This is a genomic window from Gemmatimonas sp. (genome assembly GCF_036405635.1).
GTDB lineage: Bacteria > Gemmatimonadota > Gemmatimonadetes > Gemmatimonadales > Gemmatimonadaceae > Gemmatimonas.
Genome location: NZ_DASWXE010000098.1, coordinates 21,959 through 43,772 on the forward strand (window position 1 = coordinate 21,959; position 21,814 = coordinate 43,772).

General features: G+C 66.4%; 18 protein-coding genes. 15 read left to right on the plus strand and 3 right to left on the minus strand.

Features of this window, described 5'->3' with window-relative positions:
- The first annotated feature begins 6 nt into the window (after positions 1-6).
- The 11 genes from VGE27_RS08465 (at position 7) to VGE27_RS08515 (ending at position 13,915) form a co-directional block, all read left to right on the plus strand.
- Entirely contained in the window at positions 7-906 is a 900-nt protein-coding gene (locus tag VGE27_RS08465) for a DUF58 domain-containing protein (protein ID WP_331049215.1), read from the plus strand.
- On the plus strand, positions 900-2,192 hold the full coding sequence (locus VGE27_RS08470) for a hypothetical protein (RefSeq protein ID WP_331049216.1): 1,293 nt from the start codon (positions 900-902) through the stop codon (positions 2,190-2,192). Before VGE27_RS08465 ends, VGE27_RS08470 begins: the two co-directional genes overlap by 7 nt.
- Positions 2,189-4,336, plus strand: coding sequence for a hypothetical protein (locus VGE27_RS08475; protein WP_331049217.1), 2,148 nt, complete (start codon positions 2,189-2,191; stop codon positions 4,334-4,336). The genes VGE27_RS08470 and VGE27_RS08475 overlap by 4 nt, the downstream gene beginning before the upstream one ends.
- Positions 4,333-4,962: a DUF4159 domain-containing protein gene (locus VGE27_RS08480; RefSeq protein ID WP_331049218.1), complete on the plus strand. Its 630-nt coding sequence runs from the start codon at positions 4,333-4,335 to the stop codon at positions 4,960-4,962. Before VGE27_RS08475 ends, VGE27_RS08480 begins: the two co-directional genes overlap by 4 nt.
- Entirely contained in the window at positions 4,946-6,340 is a 1,395-nt protein-coding gene (locus VGE27_RS08485) for a hypothetical protein (RefSeq protein WP_331049219.1), read from the plus strand. Before VGE27_RS08480 ends, VGE27_RS08485 begins: the two co-directional genes overlap by 17 nt.
- Before the next feature lie 24 nt (positions 6,341-6,364).
- Positions 6,365-7,312 (plus strand): histone deacetylase, encoded by a 948-nt coding sequence (locus tag VGE27_RS08490; protein WP_331049220.1) that lies wholly within the window; start codon positions 6,365-6,367, stop codon positions 7,310-7,312.
- Positions 7,309-8,328 carry a magnesium/cobalt transporter CorA gene (gene corA / locus VGE27_RS08495; protein WP_331049221.1) on the plus strand — a complete coding sequence of 340 codons (1,020 nt, stop codon included), beginning with the start codon at positions 7,309-7,311 and terminating at the stop codon, positions 8,326-8,328. The genes VGE27_RS08490 and corA overlap by 4 nt, the downstream gene beginning before the upstream one ends.
- A gap of 123 nt (positions 8,329-8,451) precedes the next feature.
- Positions 8,452-9,372 (plus strand): serine/threonine-protein kinase, encoded by a 921-nt coding sequence (locus tag VGE27_RS08500; RefSeq protein ID WP_331049222.1) that lies wholly within the window; start codon positions 8,452-8,454, stop codon positions 9,370-9,372.
- 42 nt (positions 9,373-9,414) lie between these two features.
- On the plus strand, positions 9,415-10,446 hold the full coding sequence (locus tag VGE27_RS08505; RefSeq protein WP_331049223.1) for a dipeptide epimerase: 1,032 nt from the start codon (positions 9,415-9,417) through the stop codon (positions 10,444-10,446).
- Positions 10,433-12,736, plus strand: a complete 2,304-nt coding sequence (gene priA, locus VGE27_RS08510; protein WP_331049224.1) for a replication restart helicase PriA — start codon at positions 10,433-10,435, stop codon at positions 12,734-12,736. The genes VGE27_RS08505 and priA overlap by 14 nt, the downstream gene beginning before the upstream one ends.
- Positions 12,737-12,766: 30 nt before the next feature.
- Positions 12,767-13,915 (plus strand): aminotransferase class I/II-fold pyridoxal phosphate-dependent enzyme, encoded by a 1,149-nt coding sequence (locus tag VGE27_RS08515; RefSeq protein ID WP_331049225.1) that lies wholly within the window; start codon positions 12,767-12,769, stop codon positions 13,913-13,915.
- Between the two features lie 126 nt (positions 13,916-14,041).
- On the opposite strand, the gene VGE27_RS08520 is transcribed toward VGE27_RS08515, so the two are convergent.
- Positions 14,042-14,626, minus strand: a complete 585-nt coding sequence (locus VGE27_RS08520; RefSeq protein WP_331049226.1) for a YceI family protein — start codon at positions 14,624-14,626, stop codon at positions 14,042-14,044.
- A 232-nt stretch (positions 14,627-14,858) separates the two neighbouring features.
- Between VGE27_RS08520 and VGE27_RS08525 the strand changes: the two genes are divergently transcribed.
- The 3 genes from VGE27_RS08525 to VGE27_RS08535 all read left to right on the plus strand — a co-directional run bounded on the left by VGE27_RS08525 (position 14,859) and on the right by VGE27_RS08535 (position 17,064).
- Complete coding sequence (locus tag VGE27_RS08525; protein WP_331049227.1) at positions 14,859-15,785, plus strand: hypothetical protein; 927 nt, start codon at positions 14,859-14,861, stop codon at positions 15,783-15,785.
- Positions 15,786-15,790: 5 nt separating this feature from the next.
- Entirely contained in the window at positions 15,791-16,276 is a 486-nt protein-coding gene (locus tag VGE27_RS08530; RefSeq protein ID WP_331049228.1) for a Fur family transcriptional regulator, read from the plus strand.
- A gap of 62 nt (positions 16,277-16,338) precedes the next feature.
- Positions 16,339-17,064 carry a cytochrome c biogenesis CcdA family protein gene (locus VGE27_RS08535; RefSeq protein WP_331049229.1) on the plus strand — a complete coding sequence of 242 codons (726 nt, stop codon included), beginning with the start codon at positions 16,339-16,341 and terminating at the stop codon, positions 17,062-17,064.
- 14 nt (positions 17,065-17,078) lie between these two features.
- Here the strand turns inward: VGE27_RS08535 and VGE27_RS08540 are convergent, their stop codons facing one another.
- Positions 17,079-18,863, minus strand: a complete 1,785-nt coding sequence (locus VGE27_RS08540; RefSeq protein ID WP_331049230.1) for an ABC transporter ATP-binding protein — start codon at positions 18,861-18,863, stop codon at positions 17,079-17,081.
- Between the two features lie 63 nt (positions 18,864-18,926).
- Here VGE27_RS08540 and VGE27_RS08545 point away from each other — a divergent pair, with 63 nt between their 5' ends.
- Positions 18,927-19,820 (plus strand): hypothetical protein, encoded by an 894-nt coding sequence (locus tag VGE27_RS08545; RefSeq protein WP_331049231.1) that lies wholly within the window; start codon positions 18,927-18,929, stop codon positions 19,818-19,820.
- 119 nt (positions 19,821-19,939) lie between these two features.
- Here the strand turns inward: VGE27_RS08545 and ggt are convergent, their stop codons facing one another.
- A complete protein-coding gene (gene ggt, locus VGE27_RS08550; protein WP_331049232.1) occupies positions 19,940-21,721 on the minus strand; it encodes a gamma-glutamyltransferase in 1,782 nt (593 codons plus the stop codon).
- Between the last annotated feature and the right edge of the window lie 93 nt (positions 21,722-21,814).

Sequence of the window (21,814 nt, forward strand, 5' to 3'; positions counted from 1 at the left end):
AGCTCGATGTCCGCCGCAGGCGAGAACCGAACGGGACATGGCGCGTTGCTCGACGCCGTGCGCGGGCTGCGATGGCCCGCGCGCCGTGCGGTGGGCGCTGCGCCGCCCGGTACGCATCGTTCTTCCCAGCGCGGTACGGCCGGTGAGTTCACCGAGTATCGCCTGTATCGCCAGGGCGACGATCCACGTGCACTCGACTGGAAACTGCTGGGGCGCAGCGACCGCGCGTTCATCAAGCTGAGCGATGATCGCGCACTGCTCACCACATGGATCGTGGTGGATGGCAGCGCCAGCATGGCATTCCCCGATGATTCCCCCTCTTCGCGTAGCAAGTTCCGTCTGGCGCGCGAGGTGGCGATCGGTCTGGCCGCGGTGGTGCATGCGTCGAGTGATCCGGTGGGTGTGATCGTGTCGCATGCGGCCGGTGTGTCCCGTGTGCCACCGCGCACACGACGCGGCACGGTGCCGGAAATTGCGCGCGTGCTCGAGGGGGTGTCGTGTGGTGGTGCTGATGCGCTGACACCCTCCATCGCAGCGCTGTCGCCAAACGCGCGCATCGTGTGTCTCACCGATTGCCTCGGCGATCAGGATGCGTTGTTGCGCGCGGCGTCGGCGCTGACCGCGGCAGGCGCGCAGTTCGAGTGTGTGCACGTGATCGCGGCCGAAGAGCTGGCATTGCCAGCGGGTGCGCATCTGGTGCGTGATCCCGAATCGGCGGAGTCCCGTCAGGCCGGTGTGGTGCTGCCCGCTCGCGACCGCGCGGGCTATGCCAAGGCGTTCGCCGAGTTTCGCGACGCGACGCGTCAGCGCTGGCGGGCGATTGGTGCGGGGTACACGGAGGTGCACACCAGTAACGAGCCCGCGCGCGCGGTGCGTGCGGTGGTGGTGGGTACCGGATCGTGCTGAGTTTCGGGACGCCGTGGGTGATGGGCATGGCGGCGGTGGCGGCACTGGCGATTGCCGCGCTGCATCTGTTGTCAGTGCGGCAGCCTCCCACCTTGTGGTTGCCCACGGCGCGTTTTGTGGAGGCGGGCGATGCGCGTGCGGTGGCGCGCCGTCCCCGGCCCAACGATTTGTTGCTGTTGGCGCTGCGCGTAGCCGCGTTGCTGCTGGCCGGCGCGGCACTTGCCGGCGCGCGTTGCGACGGTGGTGGTCCGGCGCGCGTGCATCTGGTGGTGGCCGACAGTGCGTTTCGCAGTGATTCGGCGGCGTGGTGGCCGCGGGCAGTGGCGTCGGCAGACGCATCGGCTGGTACATCGGTGGGTACATCGGCTGACGCGGAACGTGTGATGGCGGTCTGGGCGACTGGTGTGCACACCGACCCCGGAGCTGCGCTGGTGGCTGCGCAACGCGAGGCGGCGCGCATTGCGAATGCCGATCGCGCGGTGGAGCAGGTGGCGCTCACCGTGGTGGTGCCGTCGCACGTGCGTTCCACACGCGGCTGGCAGACCTGGCGCAGCGCGTGGCCGGGCGCGGTGCATGTGGTGTCGCACACCGCGCGTGGAGACACGATCGCTGATCCGACGGACCTGCCGTCGCGTGTTCCTGTCGTGGTGCAGACGTCGCTGGACGACGACCCGGTGGTGGCGGCCTTTGCCGGCATGCGCAGCGCGCAACCTGTGGTGATCGTGCGGGACTCGGTGATGGATTCCACACGAGATGCGCGGGACACCATCGTGGTCCATTGGCCAAACACTGGCGCGCCGGCCGCGTGGCAGCACCTCATCAGCGCAGACAGCATTGGTGGTGTGGCCGCAAGAGAAGTGGCGCTCGTCGCGCCGTTCATCCGCGCGTTCGCGTGGAAACCGGACAGCGCGCTCGCAGATACGCCGATCGTGTGGTGGAGCGATGGTGAGACGGTGGCTACCGAACACGCGACCGCCACGGGGTGCGCGCGCGCCGTGTACCTGCCGGTGGTGAGTGGAAGCGACGTGCTGCAGGGCGCGGCCGCGGCGGGCGTGCGCGAGGCCCTGATATCACCGTGCGGTGGCGCGTTGTTGTCCACTGCCGCCCTGACGGTGGCCCCGCAGGACAGCAGCGCATCAAAGGTCGCGGAAGCCCGCGCATTCCGTAGCGCGGGCGCCGCGTCCGAGCGCAGCGAGCCATGGTGGCTGACGCCCTTGTTGCTTGTGGTCGCACTTGGCCTGCTGATCGCCGAGCAGGTGCTGCGGCGGCGCGAGATGACGGCATGAGGGCGTCGTCGGTGAGGGAGCTGATCGCTCGTGTCGACGACGTGCGCACGGCACTTGTGCGTGCCCAGCAGGTGAGGACGCTCCTGGTGGCGGCTGGTGTGGCACTTGCTGCGGCCATCACGTTGCGTGCCGTGCTTGCAGCAATCGGTGGGGCATCCACGTCGGGGAGTGCGCAGCCGATATGGTTGGCGGTGGCCGCGCTGCTTGGCGGCGCGTTGGCTTGGTGGCGTGTGCGACCGCGTCATGCGCCAACACGTACCATCGCCGCACTGTGGGTGGAGGAGCGGTTGTCGACACCACCGTCCTTTGCCCTGGTCACGTTGGTGGAGCACGCGGATGGGTCGGCGACGGAACTCGAGGGCACCCCACTCGCACAGGCGTCGTTGCAGATCCTGCAGCGCGCACCGGTGAGTGACGCACTGGCCCAGCTGCGATGGAGTGCCTGGCGTGGCCCGCTGCTGTTTGCGGTCGCGGCGACGGTGGTGCTGTCGGTGTCTTCGGTGTGGCAGGGTGTGGTGCCCGCGCGGGTGCGTGAAGCCATTGCCGGTACGCAAACGAATGCTGCCGATGCACCCACGCCACTGGGCGCCTGGCGTGTGCGCATCACACCACCCGCCTACGCCGGCGGGAGCGCTCAGACGCTGGGTGATGTGGCGACGGTGTCGGCGCTGGCGGGCAGTGTGGTGGAGTTGCAGGGCGAGGGTGCAGCGCCCGATGTACTGACGGGAAGACCGTCCTCACCGATCACGCAGCCGGTAGCGGCGCAGTCGCGCGATGGGAATTGGAGTGCGCGCGTGTTGGCCGACAGCGCGCCCACCACGCTGCAGGTGTCGCGCGCCGGACAGAGTCGTTTGCTGGTGATCGAGGGACACGCGGATACCATCCCCTCGGTGTCACTCGATGCGCCTGTACGCGATAGTGTATTTCGCGAGGCACGTGGCACGCTGGCCCTGGCGGCATCGGCGCGTGACGACATCGGTCTCACACGCGCCGCGTTCGAGCTGATCGTGAGTTCCGGCGAAGGCGAGCGCTTCACGGTGCGCACCGTCTCGGTGGGCACCACCACATGGCCCACCAGCGCCCGTCAGCGACAGGCCACGGTACGGGGGACGCTCGACATCGCCACCCTCAAGCTGATCCCCGGCGATATCGTGCACCTGCGCGCCGTGGCGCGTGACGGACATCCATCGCCGTCGCGTGATCTGGGCAGCAGCGAGACGCGCGTATTTCGCATCGCCAAGCCCAATGAGTACGACTCGGTGGCCGTGGAACCCGCGCCGCCGCCCGAGGTGGACAAGTCGCTGCTCAGTCAGCGCATGTTGCTGATGCTCACCGAGAAGCTCGACAAGCAGCAGCGCCGTATGGTGCGCGCCGACGTGGTGCGCGAATCGCAGAAGCTGGCCCGCGATCAGGCCCGTCTGCGCCTGGCCGTGGGTGACGTGATCTTTCAGCGCCTGTCCGGTGAGTCGAGCGCAGAGCACGCACACTTTGCCGGCGACGGTCACGATCATGGCGTTGATCAGCAGGGCGGCAAGCTGGGCGTGAACAGCGCCAGCAGTACCGGCATGCTGGAGGAGGGCAACGACTCGCCAGTGGTGGCGATCAACAAGCCACTGCTGGAAGCGTACAACGCCATGTGGGACGCCGGGCGTGCGCTCGAGCAGGGTGACCCGCATGGTGCCATTCCGCCCATGCGTCTCGCGCTCGAAGCCATTGAACGGTCGCGCGCGGCGTCCCGTGTGTATCTGCGTGGACGTCCACCACAGGTGATCATCGACATCGCCAAGGTGCGCCTCGTGGGCAAGGACACGGGGCTCATGACGCAGCGTTCCACGCGATCGGCGTTGCCGCGTCGTGATGCCGAGCGTGATGCCCGGTTGGTGTCCATCGCCCAGTCATTGGCGACGGCCGGTGGGGATGCGGCCATCGTGGCGGCCCGTCAGGGTGCCGCGCGCGACTCGCTGGCGTTGCTGCGTGTGGAGTCGTTGAGTGATGCACCGGCGTTTGCCGAGTCGCTGGGGCGCGTGCTCACGGCACTGGAGCGCGGTGAGGACCTGACGCCGTTGCTGGTCGACGCCCGTCGCACCCTGGGCAACGTGGAGCGCGCCACGGTGGGGCGTTGGTCGCGGGTGTTGCCGCCATGATCCCTCCCACCGCCACCGAACCCTTTGTGTTCGCCACCGCCCAGTACGAAAGCGGTGACTGGGACTCGGCGCCGCTCGTGCCGGCTAACGTGATCGACTCGGTAGCGCGCTACACATCGCTGCCCGTGCGACCGCAGGGAGTCATCGTACCACTCGCTTCTGAAGCGGCGTTTCAGTATCCACTGCTGTATCTCACCGGACACCTGCCGGTGCGATTCACCACGCGTGAATCGGAAGTGCTGACGCGCTATCTGGCGCGTGGTGGCATGCTGTTCGTGGACGATCACAACCACGATGTGGACGGCGCGTTTCACAAGACGGTGCGCGAGGAGATCCGCCGCGTGGCCGGCCCGCTGACGCCGCTGCCCAACAATCACGAGCTCTATCGCTGCTTCTTCAAGTTCGAGGATGGGCCGCCCACGACGTCGCACGAAATGAACGGGTGGGGTGACAACCTCGTGCACGAACATCTCGATGCCGTGCTGCGCGATGGACGCATCAGCGTGTTGTACTCCAACAAGGACTACAGCTCGGAGTGGAGCTTTCACCCCGACAACAAGCGCTTCCTGTCCATCGACAACACGAAGTTCGGCGTGAACCTGGTGGTGTATGCGCTCACCCGCTGACACCAGCATGCGTGTGCGCATGGTGTTCGAACGCATCTGTCGTACCATTGCGCTCGGGGCGCTGGCCGCAGGCGTGGCGATGGCGTTCGTCGCGCATCGTTCGGCCGATGCGGGGAGCGCCTGGCGTACCATCACGCTGACCGACGCGACGGATTCAACGTCCAATGCGCAGGGCGTACTCGCCCGCACCGTGCGCGATCCCCGTGCCATGCGCGACACGTTGCTGTTTCCGCTCACAGCATTGCCGTCGCCATCCACGAGAGCGGCCATCGGCGCAATGCAGCTGTCTGGGCTGCCGCTGCGCTGGGAGGACCGTACCGGTGCTGCGGGGATGGCGCTCTCGGTGACCCGCGACGCCACCCCGCGCGCCGCGTTCGATGTGCGCGTGAGCCGGCCTGCTGCGGGTCCGATCGCGTTGCGCGATGCCGGTGGTTTGCTCGACTCTCTCGAAGCCGGCGACAAGGCAACACCAACGGTGCAGGGGTGGCGCATTGCATCACTCACTGCGCCGGTGCAGGTCATCGCCGGTTCGGGGACGGCATCGCAGCGTCTGGTCGAAGCGGGCACACCCAAGCGGGTGCTCGTCATCGCGCTCCCTGGATGGGAGAGCAAGTTCACCATTGCCGCGCTCGAAGAATCGGGATGGGCGGTGGACGGCAGTCTCCGCATTTCGCCCACTGGGGTGTCCACGGTGGGTTCGCCGCAGCGCCTCGATACGGCGCGCTACGCGGCCGTGGTCGTGCTGGACAGCATGGCGGTTGATGGCAACGCGCTGCGGGCGTTCGCGCAGCAGGGTGGAGGCGTGCTGCTCTCCGGCGATGCGCTTCGGGTGCCCTCACTCGCCGCGCTGCGCCCGGCGCGGGCCACTGAGGTACGCAGCGCCACGGCCGGCGCGTTGCTCACGCCCACACCGCGTCTGGGGCTCGAGGCGTGGGAGCTCGCGTTGACGCCCGATGCCGAGCCCGTCCTTCGTGATGCTGGATCACACGGGCACGACGAGGTCGTGGTGGCGGCGCGGCGCATCGGGGCGGGGCGTGTGGTGGCGTCGGCCTACCGGCAGAGCTGGCGCTGGCGCATGGAAGGCACCGACGATGGCCTGCGCGACCATGCGCGCTGGTGGGGGCGCCTGTTGGCGCTCACCGTTCCAGACGGTGGCAGTGCTCCCTCGGTGGACATCGCTGCATGGCCCGGCGACGTGGCTCCCCATGCCGACCTGGTGGCGCTGGCCGGCCCGCCCATCGACTCGGCGCCGCCCACCGCGCGCCACACATCACCCGGGCGTGGTTTCGGGGGACAGGTGCCGGCGATACTCTATGTGCTGGCCGCTGTGTCGCTGCTTGCTGAATGGGCGTCGCGGCGCCTGCGCGGACTGCGCTAGCTCCTTCCCCGCCGCTGGGCATCGATGACCGAATCTGCGGGACCCGCCTCCGTCGCCCTCATCTCGCACTCCGACTGCGGTCGTCATGACACGGGGTGGGAACACCCCGAGCACGTCGGGCGCCTGCGGGCCATTCCCCGCGCGCTGCGGGAGCGGCAGGCCCTGTTCGAAAGCTTGCAGCACATCGAGGGACGTCATGCCACCGTCGACGAAATCGCCCTCGCGCACGATCGCGCCTATATCGCACGGGTGCATGATCTCGTGCAGGCGGGTGGTGGTCGTCTCGATCCCGATACGGTGGTGAGCGAAGGTTCGTGGGACGCGGCCACAGCCGGTGCGGGTTGTGTGCTCGATGGCGTGGACATGGCCTTTGACGGACGTGCGGTGCGCAGCTTCAGTGCGGTGCGCCCGCCGGGACACCATGCGCTGCGCGACCGGGCCATGGGATTCTGCCTCTTCGGCAATGTGGCCATCGCCGCGCACTACGCCATTGCACACCACCGCTGTGAACGCGTGCTCATCATCGACTGGGATGTGCATCACGGCAACGGCACGCAGGCGCTGGTCGAGCACGAACCGCGCATCCACTTCGTGTCCATGCACCAGTGGCCGTGGTATCCGGGCACGGGTGCGGCGGATGATCGTGGACCACACGACAATGTATGGAACGTACCGATGCCGCCCTCGCTGCCACCGGCGCAGTATCGCGACGCGCTGCTGAAGGCGATCGATGATGCCACCGACGGCTTCACACCGGACCTGGTGCTTCTCAGTGCCGGCTTCGATTGCCTGGAGGGCGATCCACTCGGCGCATTCACGCTCACGCTCGACGACGTGCACCAGCTCACGCGCGACCTCGTGGAGCGGGCCGAACGTTGGTGTGGCGGACGCCTCGTGAGCGCCCTCGAGGGCGGATACGCACCAGACGCCGTGGCGCAGGCCGTGATGGTGCATGTGGAGGCGTTACTGTGACGCGCATTGTGCCCACGTCGGATCCGAATCGCCCTGATCCGCTACCGCGCACCGTGTATCGTGCACCGGGTGGTCGGGATGTCATCGACTGCCATCCGCGCGAAGTATCGCAGCTGCTGACCGAAGGCGGCCCGCTGTGGGTGGACATCGACTCGACCGTGCGTTCCCAGCACGCGCTGCTGGAGAAGGTGTTCCACTTCCACCCGCTGGCGGTGGAAGACACGCTCAATCCGAGCTCCCGTGTCAAACTCGAAGAGTACGACGGCTTTTTGTTCATCATCATCCGCGGCGTGTCGCTGGCCTCGGGCACCGATGACCCGTACGACCTCGAGACCAAGGACCTGTACTGCTTTCTCGGGCCGCATTACCTGGTCACCGTGCATGCGGGGCCGATGGAGTCCATCGACCGCATCTCGGAAGTCATCCGCCGCACGCCCGATCTGCTGAACCGTGGAGTGGAGCGTGTGTTGCACGCCATCCTCGACGATACGATCGACGCCTACTTCCCCATCCTCGAGCAGATCGATGCGTTCATCGACGGACTCGAGGAGCGGGTGTTCGTGGAGTTCGACGACACCGCGCTGCGCGATCTCTTTCAGGTGAAGCGGCTGGTGCTGTCACTGCGGCGATACCTCGCGCCTTCGCGTGAAGTCATGAATGTGCTCACCAACAGGCCGAGCACGCTCCTTACGCCGGAAGTGCAGATCTACTTCCGGGACATCTACGATCACGTGCTGCGCATCAACGACGCGCTCGATACGTATCGCGAACTGCTGAGCAGCACGATGGACTCGTACCTCACCCAGGTCTCCAATCGTCTGGGGACCACCACCAAGGCCCTCTCGGTGGTGGCGACGATGTCGCTGCCGTTCGTGGTGGTCAGCGGCATGTGGGGCATGAACTTCTCCCATATCCCGCTCTCGGCATGGCCCCACGGCTTCTGGTTGCTGCTCGTTGTGCAGCTGGGATTGGGCGGCCTGCTACTTTTCTACCTGCGGTGGCGCCGCTGGTTGTGATGGCGTTGCACGGCACCAACCGACCTTTCCCCCTACTGTTGCGCGATGTTCTGTCCTGACTGCGGGACCTGGAACCGGGCTGCTGCTGCCAAGTGCACGCGGTGCAGTGCGCTGCTTCCCGAGGTGTCGGCGCCACCCATCGACATCCCCGATGAAGAGTTGCGCGAATTGCGCCGTGCCACCGGCAATCGCTACACGGTGGTGAAGCGTCTGGGCAGCGGCGGCATGGCGCATGTGTATCTCGCGCGGCATGCGGTGCTCGGACGCCCGCTGGTGATCAAGGTGCTGCATCGCACGTTGGCTCAGGAAGCGGAAATGCGCGAACGCTTCCGCCGAGAAGCCGAAGCGGCAGCGCGATTGGTGCATCCGTACATCTGCGCCATCGCCGACATGGGGACGTCGGGAGATATCGAGTATCTGGCCATGCCGTATTACGCCGGCGGTTCGTTGGCCGACCTCCTGTCGCGTCGCAAGACCGTGAGCGCCAATACGGCGGCGTCCATCGCGGTGCAGGTGGCCAGCGGGCTCGACTATGCGCACCGCCACGGGGTGGTGCATCGCGACATCAAGCCCGACAACATCCTGTTCGATGAAGACGGCAATGTGGCGCTCACCGATTTCGGCATTGCCACGGCGCGCTTTCATGGACGCCTGACGGCCAGCGGCCGCGCCATGGGTACGCCGCACTACATGTCGCCCGAGCAGGCCATGGGGCGGCTGGTGGACGGCCGCAGCGATCTGTATGCCGTGGGCCTCCTGCTGTACGAGATGCTGCTGGGGCATCCGCCCTTCGACGGCGAGGACTCGTACGCGGTGGGCTACAAACATGTGCACGAAGCACCCGTGGCCCCCGACCAGGTGGACACCCGCGTGCCGGCCACGCTCAGTGCCATCGTGATGAAGTGTCTCAGCAAACAGGCCGCCGATCGTTACGATCGTGGTTTCGAGCTGGCCGACGCGCTGGTGCAGTTCCTCGCCGGCAGCGGCGGTGTGGACTTTCGCAATGCGCGCACCGCTCGGGCGTCCGGCCTGACACCGCTCTGATCCCCGTCTCGCGTTTGCCCCTCACTCCGACTCGCGCTTTCCATGCAGCTGCACGCTGAAATCGTCACGGTTCACACCAAACACCCGTTCATCATCGCACGGGGTGGCCAGAGTGAGTATCAGGTGGTGTGGGTGCGTGTCGTCGATGCCGACGGCGCCGAAGGCTGGGGTGAGGCTTCGCCGAGCAAGTACTACGGCGAAACGGCCGACACGGTGATGGTGGCGGTGCAGCGTTTTGCGCCGGTGCTCGCGGGCGCCGACGCCTGGTCCATCGAGGCGATCGAGCGTGAACTGGAGAAGGCCATGCGCTGGAACGCGGCCGCGCGGTGTGCGGTGAGTGCCGCGTTGCACGACCTTGCGGCCAAGCGCCTCGGTGTGCCGCTCTGGAAGCTGTGGGGACTCGATGCGAAGGCCACGCCGCTGTCGAGCTTCACCATTGGTATCGCGCCCGATGCCGCCACGTTGCGTGCCCGCGTGCGCGAGGCGGCGCACTATCCGTTGCTCAAGATCAAGCTGGGTTCCTCGTGGGACCGCGAAGTGCTGCGCATCGTGCGGGAAGAAGCGCCCAAGGCGCAGCTGCGTGTCGATGCCAACGCCGCCTGGACCGCCAAGCAGGCGCTGGGCATGCTCGATGTGCTCAACGAGGTGGGTGTGGACATGCTCGAGCAGCCGTTGCCGCCACAGGAACTCGCAGGGCTGCGCTTCGTGCGGGAGCGCTCGAACATTCCGGTGGTGGCCGACGAGTCGTGCCTCGTGGCCAGCGACATCCCCAAGCTCGAAGGCATTGTCGACGGCGTGAACATCAAGCTGGCCAAGTGCGGCTCGCTGCGTGAAGCGTTGCGCATGATTGCCGTGGCGCGTGCGCACGGTATGCGCGTGATGTGTGGCTGCATGATCGAGACGACGCTGGGCATCGCCGCCGCCGCGCATTTTTCGCCGCTGCTCGACGACGCCGACCTCGATGGTGCCGCGCTACTCTCCGACGATCCGTTCGACGGCCCTGGGATTCCCGATGGACGTGTGGTGCTCGGCGATGCGCCGGGTCTCGGTGTGACACGCCGTGCCGGGCACTGACCCGGACACTCCGCGCTGCATCGAAGTCGCACTCGCGGTCCCGCTCTTTCGCACGTTCAGCTACACGGTTCCCGAGGGCATCGCGTGGCCGGTGGCGGTGGGCAGCCGCGTGCTGGTGCCGTTCCGCAATCGCCAGGAGATTGGCATTTGCCTGGGGCCCGGTGAGGCGCCGGAGGGCGTGCGTCTCAAGCCTATCGCCGCGGTGGTCGATACCGAGCCGTCGCTGCCCGCGCCTCTCATCGAGACGGCGCGGTGGATTGCCGACTGGTACGCCGCGCCCATCGGCCTGACCGTGCGGGCCATGTTGCCCACGCTGCTCGCACAGACCAAGACACCATCCCCCACGGCCAAGACGCAGCGCGTCGTGCGACTGGTGCAGGAGCTCCCCTCACTCCTGCAGCGCGAACAGATGTTCGCCCGCGCGAAGCAGCAGCGCGTGGTGTACGACCTGCTCGAGGCGCAGGGTGGCATGGCGCCGTTCGACACCCTGCTCGTGCAGGCCAACTGCTCGGCTGGTGTGATCACCGCCATGGCCAAGCGCGGCATCGTAGAAGTGAAGCAGGAAGTGGTCGAACGTGACCCGTTCGCCAACCGCGCCGGTGTGGCGCCGCCGCCCAATCCCAGCGAAGCCCAACGCGGCGCCATCAATGCCATCCTCGCTGGCGATCCGGGGCAGGTGTTCCTGCTGCACGGCATCACCGGCAGTGGCAAGACGCTGGTGTACATCGAGGTGCTGCGTGCCGTGCTGCGCCAACCCGGACGCACGGCCATCGTGCTCGTACCGGAGATTGCGCTCACCTCGCAGACTGTGGACCGCTTCCGCGGGGCCTTTGGCGATGACGTGGCCGTACTGCATTCGGGGCTGAGCGACGGAGAACGCCTCGATGCCTGGCAGTCACTGCGTCGTGGCGAACGTCGCATTGCCGTTGGCGCACGCTCCGCACTGTTCGCCCCACTCGAGCGGGTGGGCGTCGTCATCGTCGATGAGGAGCACGAAGGCAGCTACAAGCAGGCCGAGACACCACGGTATCACGCGCGTGAAGCCGCCATCGTGCGCGCGCGTGCCGAAGGCGCACTGGTGGTACTGGGCAGCGCCACACCCAGTCTCGAGAGTTGGGAGCGTGCCGATCGCGGACTGGCCACGCGGCTCTCGTTGCCCGATCGCGCCGGAGGTGCCTCGTTGCCGCCGGTGCAACTCGTGGACATGCGTGCCGTGACCAAGATCGAGCGCGCGGCGCGTGCGCCGCATGCCCCCTACGATCCCATGCTCGGCGTGCTGAGCCCCGCGCTGCTCGCCGCCATCGAGACCCGCATGACACGCGGCGAACAGTCGCTGCTGCTGCTCAATCGCCGTGGCTATGCGGCCTACATGCAATGCCATGCCTGTGGCGACGTGCAGGTGTGCCCGCATTGCAGCATCTCGCTGACGTATCATCGTGTGCCCGAAGCGCTGATCTGCCACTACTGCCAGTATCAGACAGGCGTGCCCACCACATGCACTCACTGTGGCACCGAGTCCATCCGTCGACGTGGACTCGGCACGCAGCAGGTGGAGCGTCTGGTCGCCGAGCGTTTCCCTGATGCCCGCATCGCGCGCATGGATGTGGACACCACCAGTGGCAAGTGGGCACACACGCAGATTCTCGATCGGGTGGGACGCGGTGAGGTGGACATCCTGCTTGGCACGCAGATGATCGCCAAGGGACTCGACTTCCCCAATGTCACGCTGGTCGGTGTGGTGGATGCCGACACAGGGCTCAATCTGCCCGACTTTCGCGCGTCGGAGCGCACGTTTCAGCTCCTGAGCCAGGTGGCTGGCCGTGCAGGGCGTGGTCCCAAGGGCGGCGACGTGATCGTGCAGACGCGCCTGCCTGATGCGCACGCCGTGCGGCATGCCCTCTCGCATGACTATCTCGGGTTTGTGCAGGAAGAGCTCGAGGCACGACGCATGCCCACCTATCCGCCGTACGTGGGTGTGGCCAACGTCGTGATCAGCGGCACGCATCAACATCTGGTGTCCGAAGCGGCCATCGCCGCCGCCGACTGGATGCGCGCGCTGCTGCAGAAGCACGCGATCGCGGGCGTGTCCATCGTGGGGCCTGCGCCGTGTCCCATCGATCGCATCAAGGACCGCTGGCGTTGGCACTTCCTGGTGAAAGCACCGCAGCCGCGACTGCTCACGCGTCTGGCGCGCTATCTCGCCGAGCGGGCGCCGGTGGGCACTGATCAGGCGCGTCGCACGGCCGACCTGAGGCTCATCGTGGATCGCGACCCCGTGTCCCTGTTGTAAGCGCGCCGTAGTCGTTGGTTAGATTGGGGCATGACGCGCACGCTCTCCAACATCCCGCCCTACGTCTTCTACGAACTCGACGCTCGTCGCGCCAAGCATCGCGCGGCCGGGAAGACGCTCATCGATGTCGGCATCGGCAGCCCCGATGGCCCCATTCCGGCCGTGGTGGTGGAGACCATGCAGCGTGTGGCGGCTGATCGCGCGCTCAGCGGCTATCCGTTCTTTCAGGCGCATCCGGCATTCACCACGGCGGTGGCCGGATACATGCAGTCGCGATTCAATGTGACGGTGGATCCGTCGCGTGAGTTGCTGGCGCTGGCCGGTTCGAAGGAAGGCATCGCCGAGCTGGTGCTGGCGCACGCCGAACCGGGTGATGTGGTGCTGGTGCCGGAGGTCTACTACCCGGTGTATGCGCGCTCCACCCTGCTGGCTGGTGCCGAGCCGGTGTTCGTACCGTTCCTCCCAGACGGGCGGCTCGATCTCGACGCGATCTCGGCGGAGCAGGCACGTCGGGCGCGGGTGATGATCATCAATTACCCGGGCAATCCCACCACGACTTCGGTCACGCTCGACGAACTGGCGCGGTACGTGGCGTTTGCCGAGCAGCATGACATTCTGCTGCTGTCGGATCTGGCGTACAGCGAGCTGTCGTTCGACGGGTACGTGGTACCGAGCGTGCTGCAGGTGCCCGGCGCGTCGCGCGTGGCGGTGGAGATGCACACCTGCAGCAAGAGCTTCAACATGGCCGGCGTGCGCATTGCGTTCGTGGCGGGCAAGCAGGAAGCCATCGCCCGTCTCGACGCCTACCGCTCCAACATCGGCTATGGCGTGTCCACGCTGTCGCAGTTGGCCGGTGCCACGGCGTTTACGCATGCGGCCGAGTTGGTACCGCCCATTGTGAACGAGTACCGCACGCGTCGTGATCGCCTGGTGAGCGCGATGCGCGAGGGCGGATGGAACGTGAGTTCACCGGCCGCCACGATGTACCTGTGGCTCGACGTACCGCAGGGCTTTGGCGACTGGGAGTGGGTGGACGCCCTGATGGCCGGCCCGGGTGTGGTGGTCACGCCCGGCATCGCCTTTGGTGACGCAGGGCGGGGCAAGTTCCGGGTATCGCTGGTGCAGAACGGCGATACGCTGGCGGCCGCGGCGGCTGGCATTACTTCCGTCAGGGCATGAGAAGGCCAGACGAACGACTTTGCCGCGGATTGCGCTGAAAAGCACGGAAACCACACGGATCAAACAATGAAGTTTTTTCCGCGTGGTTTCCGTGCTTTCCCGTGTCATCCGTGGGAACGCTGTTCCTTACTTGACCGGTTCCGGCTCCTTGAGCGCGATATCCCACTGCACCTGCACTTCGTTCTCGATGGGATTGACGGCGCTGTCGTACGTCACGCCGAAATCCTTGCGGAGCAACGTGAACTGACCGCGGAAGCGGCCCGCGCCCTTTTCGTAGAACACCACGGTCGCCGGCACGGTGATGCGCTTGGTCACGCCACGCACCGTGAGGTCACCCACGACGTTCACCTTGTTGGCGGCCGTGGACGTCACGCTCACCGACTTGAAGGTGATGGTGGGATACTTGGCCACATCGAAGAAGTCCGCGCTGCGCAGATGATTGTCGCGCATCTCCACGCGGGTGTTGATGCTGGCCGCGTCGATGGTGATGGCAACCGACGAGGCGCTGGCATTGGCTGCGTCGATCTTCACATCAGCGTCCCACTTGCCGAAGTAGCCGTGCGCGCTGAGCATGCGCGAGTCGGCCACGAAGTTGATTTCGCTATGGGCCTTGTCGATGACATGCGGCTTGGCCTCAGGCAGCGGGCGTGCGGCGGCAAGCATCGGGAGGGCCAGCACGGCGGCTGTGCGGAGCATGGAGGCAGAGAACATGGATTTCCTCGGAAGAACAGTGGAAGTCCAAACGGTAGTTGTTTGGGCAGTGATACAGCACTAAGGTAAATTAGTTGCTGGGAAATGCAAGTACCCGCTCGCGCCCCCAATCCGGAGGGGCGTGCTAGGGGCTACGGCGTCCTGCTATCTTCCCGAAGTCCTGCCGTGTCCGGTGCTGCCTCCAATGGCCATCGAACCGGCGATCGGGGCCATTCGCCCGATCCATTGCCCGATGAACGCTCCACCCGCATCCGTGTCCGAAGACGTCCTGCAGACCGATACCCAGCCCGTGGTGCCCAACCTCCCCGACCGCGCGGATGCGCCGGTTTCCGAGGTCACCGAGCGATTCCTGCGGGCTGTGATCGCGGAGATTCCGGTCGAGCGGATCGAGGAGCTGCATCTCTTCTCGCCGCTGCGTCAGGGCACGCTGGAGACCGGCATCGCCGTGATCGCGCTGCGTGCTGTAGCGCCGGTCGCTCAGGCCGACGGTGAACCCTCGGAGCTCGCGCCCGAATTGCCGTTTGCCGAGGCGCAGGCGGACGTTGACGTCATCGGAACAGACGATGCCATCGAGGTCGAGGCCATCGAAGTGGCGTCCACGGACGACGTGATCGACGAGGACGACATCGCCGAAGAGACGATCATCGAAGACGCCGTGATCGAAGATGCGGTCATCGACGAAGCGCCGATCGACGAATTGTCAGTCGAAGACGTGGTGATCGAAGATGTCGCAATCGACGACGCCATCGTCGAAGCGATCGACGTTGCCGACGCCGACGACGAAAGCCCGTATGCCGACGAGCCGTCCGTCATCGACGCAGAGGTGCTCGACGCCCCCGTCGTGGACGCACTCGAGATGGAAGATGTGCACATCCCCGACGCGACCGGCACGCCGGCAGAAGACCTGGAAGTCGCCGTCGTCGCAGCGCCCGCGCCGCGCCCGGAGCGCCACACCGTCTACACCGCCCGCTATCGCTACATCATTAAGGGCCCGGAACGCGGGAAGTGGGAGTCGAGCGTGAAGGCAGAAGCCGAAGCGCCGCTCATCACCGTGGAAACGGTCGTGCGTGGCGTGCAGCGGCGTGCGGGAGAAGAGTCGGAGATCGTGCGCTATTCCGGCGCGCAGATCGCGCGCGCCCTTCGCATTCCATTGGCCTGACGCTCATGGCTGGTCACGGAGACGCACACGCCAACACCGATGCGGCGGCCATCGCGGCCGACCGCAGTGCGTTCCGTGCGTTCCTGCGTGACCACAACCTGCCGGCCACATCGCAGCGCCTGGCCATTGCCGACGTCGTGCTCGGCACCGACCGCCATCTCTCGGCCGAGGAAATCGCGGCTGAGCTCAAGACCACCGGCGCGACGGCGGGCACCGCCACCGTGTATCGCACCCTCGAAGTGCTGGTGCGCAGTGGCCTCGTGGTGGAACGTGACTTCGGCGAAGGCTTCAAGCGCTACGAAGCCGCCCGCGGCGTGCCCAATCACGAGCATCTCATCTGCACCATGTGCGGCAAGGTCACCGAGTTCCGCGATGAGCGACTCGAGCGCATGACCACGCTGCTGGCAGAGACGCACGACTTCTCGCGTCAGCGCCATCGGTTGGTGATTTACGGGCTCTGTGGCAGCTGTCGACGGGGCAATAGCCGGTAACGGCTGCCCCTGTCTTCGCGCGTCCCCCACAGACCTCTTTTTCATTTCATCGATCACGACTCGTGGCTCCTGAATCACTGACCGTTCTCGTTGCTTTCACCGCAGGCCTCCTCAGTTTTCTAAGCCCCTGCGTGCTGCCGCTCGTGCCCAGCTACGTCACGTTCATCACGGGCATGGGACTCGACGACGTATCGCGCGCGCGCCGCACGGCGCTGGTGCATGCGATTCTGTTCGTCCTCGGCTTCTCGTTCATCTTCGTGGCGCTCGGTGCCGGCGCCAGCGTGTTTGGTCAGCTGCTGCGCGAATACCGCGTCTGGATTGCGCGCGTCGGTGGTGTGCTCATGGTGCTCATGGGCCTCTGGATGCTCGATGTGCTGCGCATCGGTGCGCTGCAGCAGGAACGCCGCTTCCATCTCAGCGACAAGCCGCTCGGCTACCTCGGCACCGTATTGGTGGGCATCGCATTCGGCGCTGGTTGGACGCCATGCCTCGGTCCCACGCTGGGCGCCATCCTGCTGCTCGCCGCCAATGAAAGTGAGCTGGGCAAGGGCATCACGCTGCTCTCGTTTTACTCGGCGGGACTGGCCGTGCCGTTCATCGTCAGCGCACTGGCCCTCGAGAAGTTCCTGACCTTCTTCAAGAACTTCCGCCACAACATCGGCAAGGTGAACCGCATTGCGGGCATCCTGCTGGTGATCGTGGGTGTGCTGATGTTCACCGGCTGGTTCGAACGTCTGGCAGCCTTCCTGCAGCCGCTGACGCCCGCGTTCCTCGTCGAGCGCCTGTAACCACGACTCGCGCGCTACGCCGCCTCGATGGCGTCCAGCAGTTGCTGGCGCTGCCAGAGGTCGGCGTAGCGACCGCCGAGTTCGAGCAGGACCTCGTGTGTGCCCTGTTCCACGATGGCACCCTCGTGCAACACCACGATATGATCGGCCTCGCGCACCGCACTCACGCGATGTGACGTGATGATGGCCGTGCGCCCGCGCAATGCGCCGCGCAATCCGTGCAGAATGGCGGCTTCGGTGTGCGTGTCCACCGCCGACAGGGCGTCATCGAGCAGCACGATGCCGGGCTGGCGCGCGAGCGCACGAGCCAGCGCGGTGCGCTGCTTCTGACCGCCGGAGAGGTTGATGCCCCGCTCACCAAGTCGGGTGTCGTAACCATCGGGCAGGTTGTCGATGGTCTCGCGCAGCTGGGCGATATCCGAGGCAGCGTCGAGACGCTCACGCGGTGCGCCGGGCGTGCCGTATGCGATGTTCTCGCCCACGGTTTCGCTGAACAGCAGTGCTTCCTGCGGCACGTAGCCAATGGCCGCCCGCAACGCGGCGAGCGGCAGGTCGCGCACATTCACGCCATCGATGAGTACCTCACCGCGCTGGGCGTCGAAGAGACGCGGCAGCAAGTCCATCAGCGCGCTCTTGCCCGACCCGGTTGCACCCACCACTGCCAACGTACCGCCGGCGGGGATGGCCACGTTGATATCGCGCAGTACCCATCGCGGTTCGGCGTCATGTCCTGCGGGCGCGGGATAGTGAAACCACACGCCGTGAAACGCGATGGCATGCCCCTTCGCGGGCGTCAGCGATGCCGTGCCCGACGTGCGCACCGACTCCGGCGTGGCGTCGAGCAGCTCCAGCACACGGCGCATCGACGCGGCGCCGCGCTGAAAGAGGTTCGTGGTCCAGCCCAGTGCGATGAGCGGCCACGTGAGCATGGCGAGATAGATGCCGAACGCCACGAAGCCACCCACGGTGATGGTGCCGTCGATCAGCAGCTGTCCACCCACACCGATGGTGACGGCACCGCCCAATCCGGCCAAAAGGCCAAAGCCCGGATTCATCAACCCATTGAGCCTGGCGAGTCGCACGTTGGCGGTGAGGTATTCATCGCCGAGCACACCGAAGCGGGCAATTTCGGAGGCTTCCTGTCGGTAGGCGCGCACGACGCGCACGCCGGACAGGTTTTCCTGCGCGCGCGTGCTCAGGTTGCTGAACTGCGACTGCACGGCTTCGAAGCGGTCGTGCACCCGCTTGCCGAGGCGCAGCATGAGCAGGGGCAGGCCCAGCATGGGTAGCAGCGCCGCGCCGGTGAGCAGGGGACTGATGCGCAGCATCATGACCAAGGCAAAGAGCCCGCCCGCCACGGTGTTGGCGAAGTACATGACGGCGGGACCGGCGGCCATACGCACGGCGCTCAGGTCGTTGGTGAGGCGTGCCATGAGGTCGCCGGTGCGCCAGCGGGCAAACCAGGCCGGATCGAGCGTGGTGAGGTGCGCGTAGATGTCGCGCCGGAGGTCGGTCTCGATGCGCCGGCTGAGTCCGTTGAGCAGCAGGCGCATGACGAAGCGCAGGGATCCACTGACCACGGCCGTGAGTAACATCACCAATCCGAGGGTGAACACCACACTTGTGTGATGTCCGTCACGGATGGCATCGATCCCACGCTGCAAGAATGACGGCACAAGCGTGGCGAGCGCGGCCGCAACCACGACCGCCCCCAACCCGACCGCAACCTGTAGACGATACGGGTGGTAATAGGGGAGGAGCCTCCACAGCGTGTTTCGCACCGAGGGACGCGCTGGCATCCTGACCGGAGTATCGTTATTTCCGGTCACCAAGTACGATCCTTTCCACTGGGAGTTCTCACCATGGGTGAATATACGCGTACCATCAGCCGCCGGTCTGCACCGGTGGCTCTCCTGTCGACCTTGGCGCTGGTGTCTCTGGCTGCCTGTGGCGGCGCCAAGGACGACACGGCGGCCCTGAGCAGCGACACGGCGCTGGGCCGCGATCTGGCCATGGCGCAGCGCGACAGCGTGCAGCCGCAGCTGCAGGACGTTCCGGCGCCTGTGCCGGCCGCTCCGGCACCGGTAGCCACCGCGCCGCGTCCGACCACGCCGCGGCCCACCACACCGCGCCCGACGCCAAGCCGTCCGACGACGACCACACCGGCTCCGACCAATCCGGCGCCAACCCCGGCTCCGGCCGCACCGGCTGAACCGGTGTCAGGCACGGTGGCCGCTGGTACGGCCCTGCGTTTTGCGGCCAACAACAAGGTGTGCAGCAACACCGTGGGTGTGGGCGACAAGTTCACGGCGGCCCTCACCGAATCGGTGCCGGCCTCGAACGGCGTGAGCATCCCCGAAGGCGCAACTGCGACGTTCGAAGTGACGGAAGCGAAGACGGCCAAGAACTCGAACGACCAGACCTATCTGCGCGTGCGTGTCGTGAGCGTGCAGTACGGTGGCCGCACGTATCCGGTCGAAGCCACGGTGCAGACGGCCACCACCGAGCGTGTGCGTAGCGCGACCAAGGGCACCGATGCCAAGAAGGTCGCCGGTGGTGCCATCCTTGGTGCCATTGCGGGCCAGGTGATCGGCAAGAACACCAAGGGTACGGTGATCGGCGCGGCCGCGGGTGCGGCGGCCGGTACGGCGGCAGCGGCCGCCACGGCGGACTTTGACACCTGCATCGGCAGCGGCGCGTCCATCAGCGCGACGCTCGACTCGCCGATCACGGTGCGTCCGGCTCCGGCGCCGTAACGCGCAGCACGCAACAACAAACGGGGCGCTCGTCGAATCTCGACGGGCGCCCCGTTTTGCATGCTGCATCTGCCAGATGCAGCCGGATGTAGCCAGCTGCAACCAGCTGCGATGCGCGATCAGTACCCTCGTGCACCACCCGTACGGCGCGGTTCCGGCATGCCTTCCCAACCGCCGTGCACGCGCATGATGGCGTTCACATTCACGAGGCTGCGAAGCTCACGCATGCCGTAGCCCATCGCACGCAGCGAATCGAGCACCTCGGGACGCACACCACCGGTTTCGAACGTGAGGGAATCGGGCAAGCCCTGGTGATGCACACGCGGCGCGCGCATGGCATCGGCCAGGTTCATCCGGTTGTCGATCACGTTGATGATCACCTGGCTCGTACCCGTGATGATTGTCGGGCCACCGGCGGCGCCGAGCACCAGCAGCACGCGCTTCGACGGGTCGAGCACGATGGTGGGTGACATCGCACTCAGCATGCGCTTGCCGGGCTGAATGGCGTTCTGCTCACCCTGCACAAGGCCGAACATGTTCGGCTTGCCGGGTTGCGCGGCAAAGTCGTCCATCTCGTCGTTCAGCATGAAGCCCGCACCGCGCACCCACACACCCGAGCCCCACGAGTTGTTGAGCGTCGTGGTGGTGGCCACTGCGTTGCCCGATGCATCCACCACCGAGTAGTGCGTGGTGTGCTCGGGTTCACGCGCTGGCTGCAACAGCTTGGGCTCGAGATCCTTCGTGCGCGCGGCCGTCGCCCCAATGGTTTCCTTCAACTTCTGCGCGTACGTCTTGCTCGTGAGCTCGGCGATGGGCACCTGCACGAACGCGGGATCACCCAGCTTGGCATTGCGATCGATGAACGCACGCTGGTAGGCACTGCCCAGCAGGTGGAAGTACTGCGTGCTGCCGTAGGGCGGCAGCGTGGGATACTGCTCCAGCACGTTCAGCGCTTCCGCCACCACGATGCCACCCGACGATGACGGCGGCATGCCGATCAGCGTGAAGTCGCGATACGTGGTGTTGAGCGGCTCGCGCCACGCGGATTCGTACTTCGCGAGATCTTCCTTGGTGATGATGCCGCCGTTGCGCTGCATTTCACCCACGAGCGAGTCGGCCACCCAGTTGCGATAGAATCCGGCAGCCCCTGAATCGGCGATCGCCTGCAGCGTGCGCGCGAGATCGGGCTGCACGAGACGCGCGCCAGCCACCAGCGCCTCACCACCCGGGAAGTACGGCGTCTCCTGCTTGGAGTACTTGGTGACCGACTCCTTCGCGCGGCCAATCGACACCGCCAACCCGGAATCCACCACGAAGCCATCACGCGCCAACCGAATGGCCGGCTCCATCACCTTGGCCAGCGGCATCGTGCCGTACTTGGCCAGCAGCGTGGTCAGTCCCGACACCGCACCGGGCACGCCCGACGCGAGATGGCCGTACACGCTCTTGTTGGTGAGGTTGCCCTTCTCATCGAGGTACATGTCGCGCGACGCGGCCAATGGCGCGATCTCCCGATAGTCGATGGCTGCCGTGCGTCCGTCCGCCATGTGAATGACGGTGTAGCCACCGCCGCCGATGTTGCCCGCCTCGGGCCACGTCACGGTGAGCGCAAAGCCCAGCGCCACCGCGGCGTCGACGGCATTGCCGCCGGCCTTGAGGATTTCCACCGCGGCGTCACTTGCCGCGGGGCTGTTGCTCACTGCCATCGCTTTGGGAGCTTTCTCCGCACTCGCGCCAGCCGGCAGTCGCCAGCCTTCGGGGAACGAACCGGTCTCGCGCTCGGGAATCGACGGGTCATCCGGCGAGTGCTCGGGGCTTGGCTCACAGGCACACAGCGCCAGAGCAAGGGCGGCCACGCCGGCCGATCGACGCGATAGCTCCGAAACGAAGGAAGCGATCATCGGGAAGGGAAGGAGGAAGGAAGGAGTACCACGAAGCCTACAGCGCGAAGCGCAGCGATGCGCGTGTGTTGCGCACCCGCCAGGTGCGGCCGG

Coding starts and splice junctions, on each gene's coding strand:
- VGE27_RS08520 (WP_331049226.1), bottom strand. CDS start 14,626: ATGTTCTCTGCCTCCATGCTCCGCACAGCCGCCGTGCTGGCCCTCCCG.
- VGE27_RS08485 (WP_331049219.1), top strand. CDS start 4,946: ATGCGCTCACCCGCTGACACCAGCATGCGTGTGCGCATGGTGTTCGAA.
- VGE27_RS08515 (WP_331049225.1), top strand. CDS start 12,767: ATGACGCGCACGCTCTCCAACATCCCGCCCTACGTCTTCTACGAACTC.
- VGE27_RS08465 (WP_331049215.1), top strand. CDS start 7: ATGTCCGCCGCAGGCGAGAACCGAACGGGACATGGCGCGTTGCTCGAC.
- VGE27_RS08505 (WP_331049223.1), top strand. CDS start 9,415: ATGCAGCTGCACGCTGAAATCGTCACGGTTCACACCAAACACCCGTTC.
- VGE27_RS08475 (WP_331049217.1), top strand. CDS start 2,189: ATGAGGGCGTCGTCGGTGAGGGAGCTGATCGCTCGTGTCGACGACGTG.
- VGE27_RS08540 (WP_331049230.1), bottom strand. CDS start 18,863: ATGCCAGCGCGTCCCTCGGTGCGAAACACGCTGTGGAGGCTCCTCCCC.
- VGE27_RS08525 (WP_331049227.1), top strand. CDS start 14,859: ATGAACGCTCCACCCGCATCCGTGTCCGAAGACGTCCTGCAGACCGAT.
- VGE27_RS08490 (WP_331049220.1), top strand. CDS start 6,365: ATGACCGAATCTGCGGGACCCGCCTCCGTCGCCCTCATCTCGCACTCC.
- ggt (WP_331049232.1), bottom strand. CDS start 21,721: ATGATCGCTTCCTTCGTTTCGGAGCTATCGCGTCGATCGGCCGGCGTG.
- VGE27_RS08480 (WP_331049218.1), top strand. CDS start 4,333: ATGATCCCTCCCACCGCCACCGAACCCTTTGTGTTCGCCACCGCCCAG.
- VGE27_RS08545 (WP_331049231.1), top strand. CDS start 18,927: ATGGGTGAATATACGCGTACCATCAGCCGCCGGTCTGCACCGGTGGCT.
- VGE27_RS08530 (WP_331049228.1), top strand. CDS start 15,791: ATGGCTGGTCACGGAGACGCACACGCCAACACCGATGCGGCGGCCATC.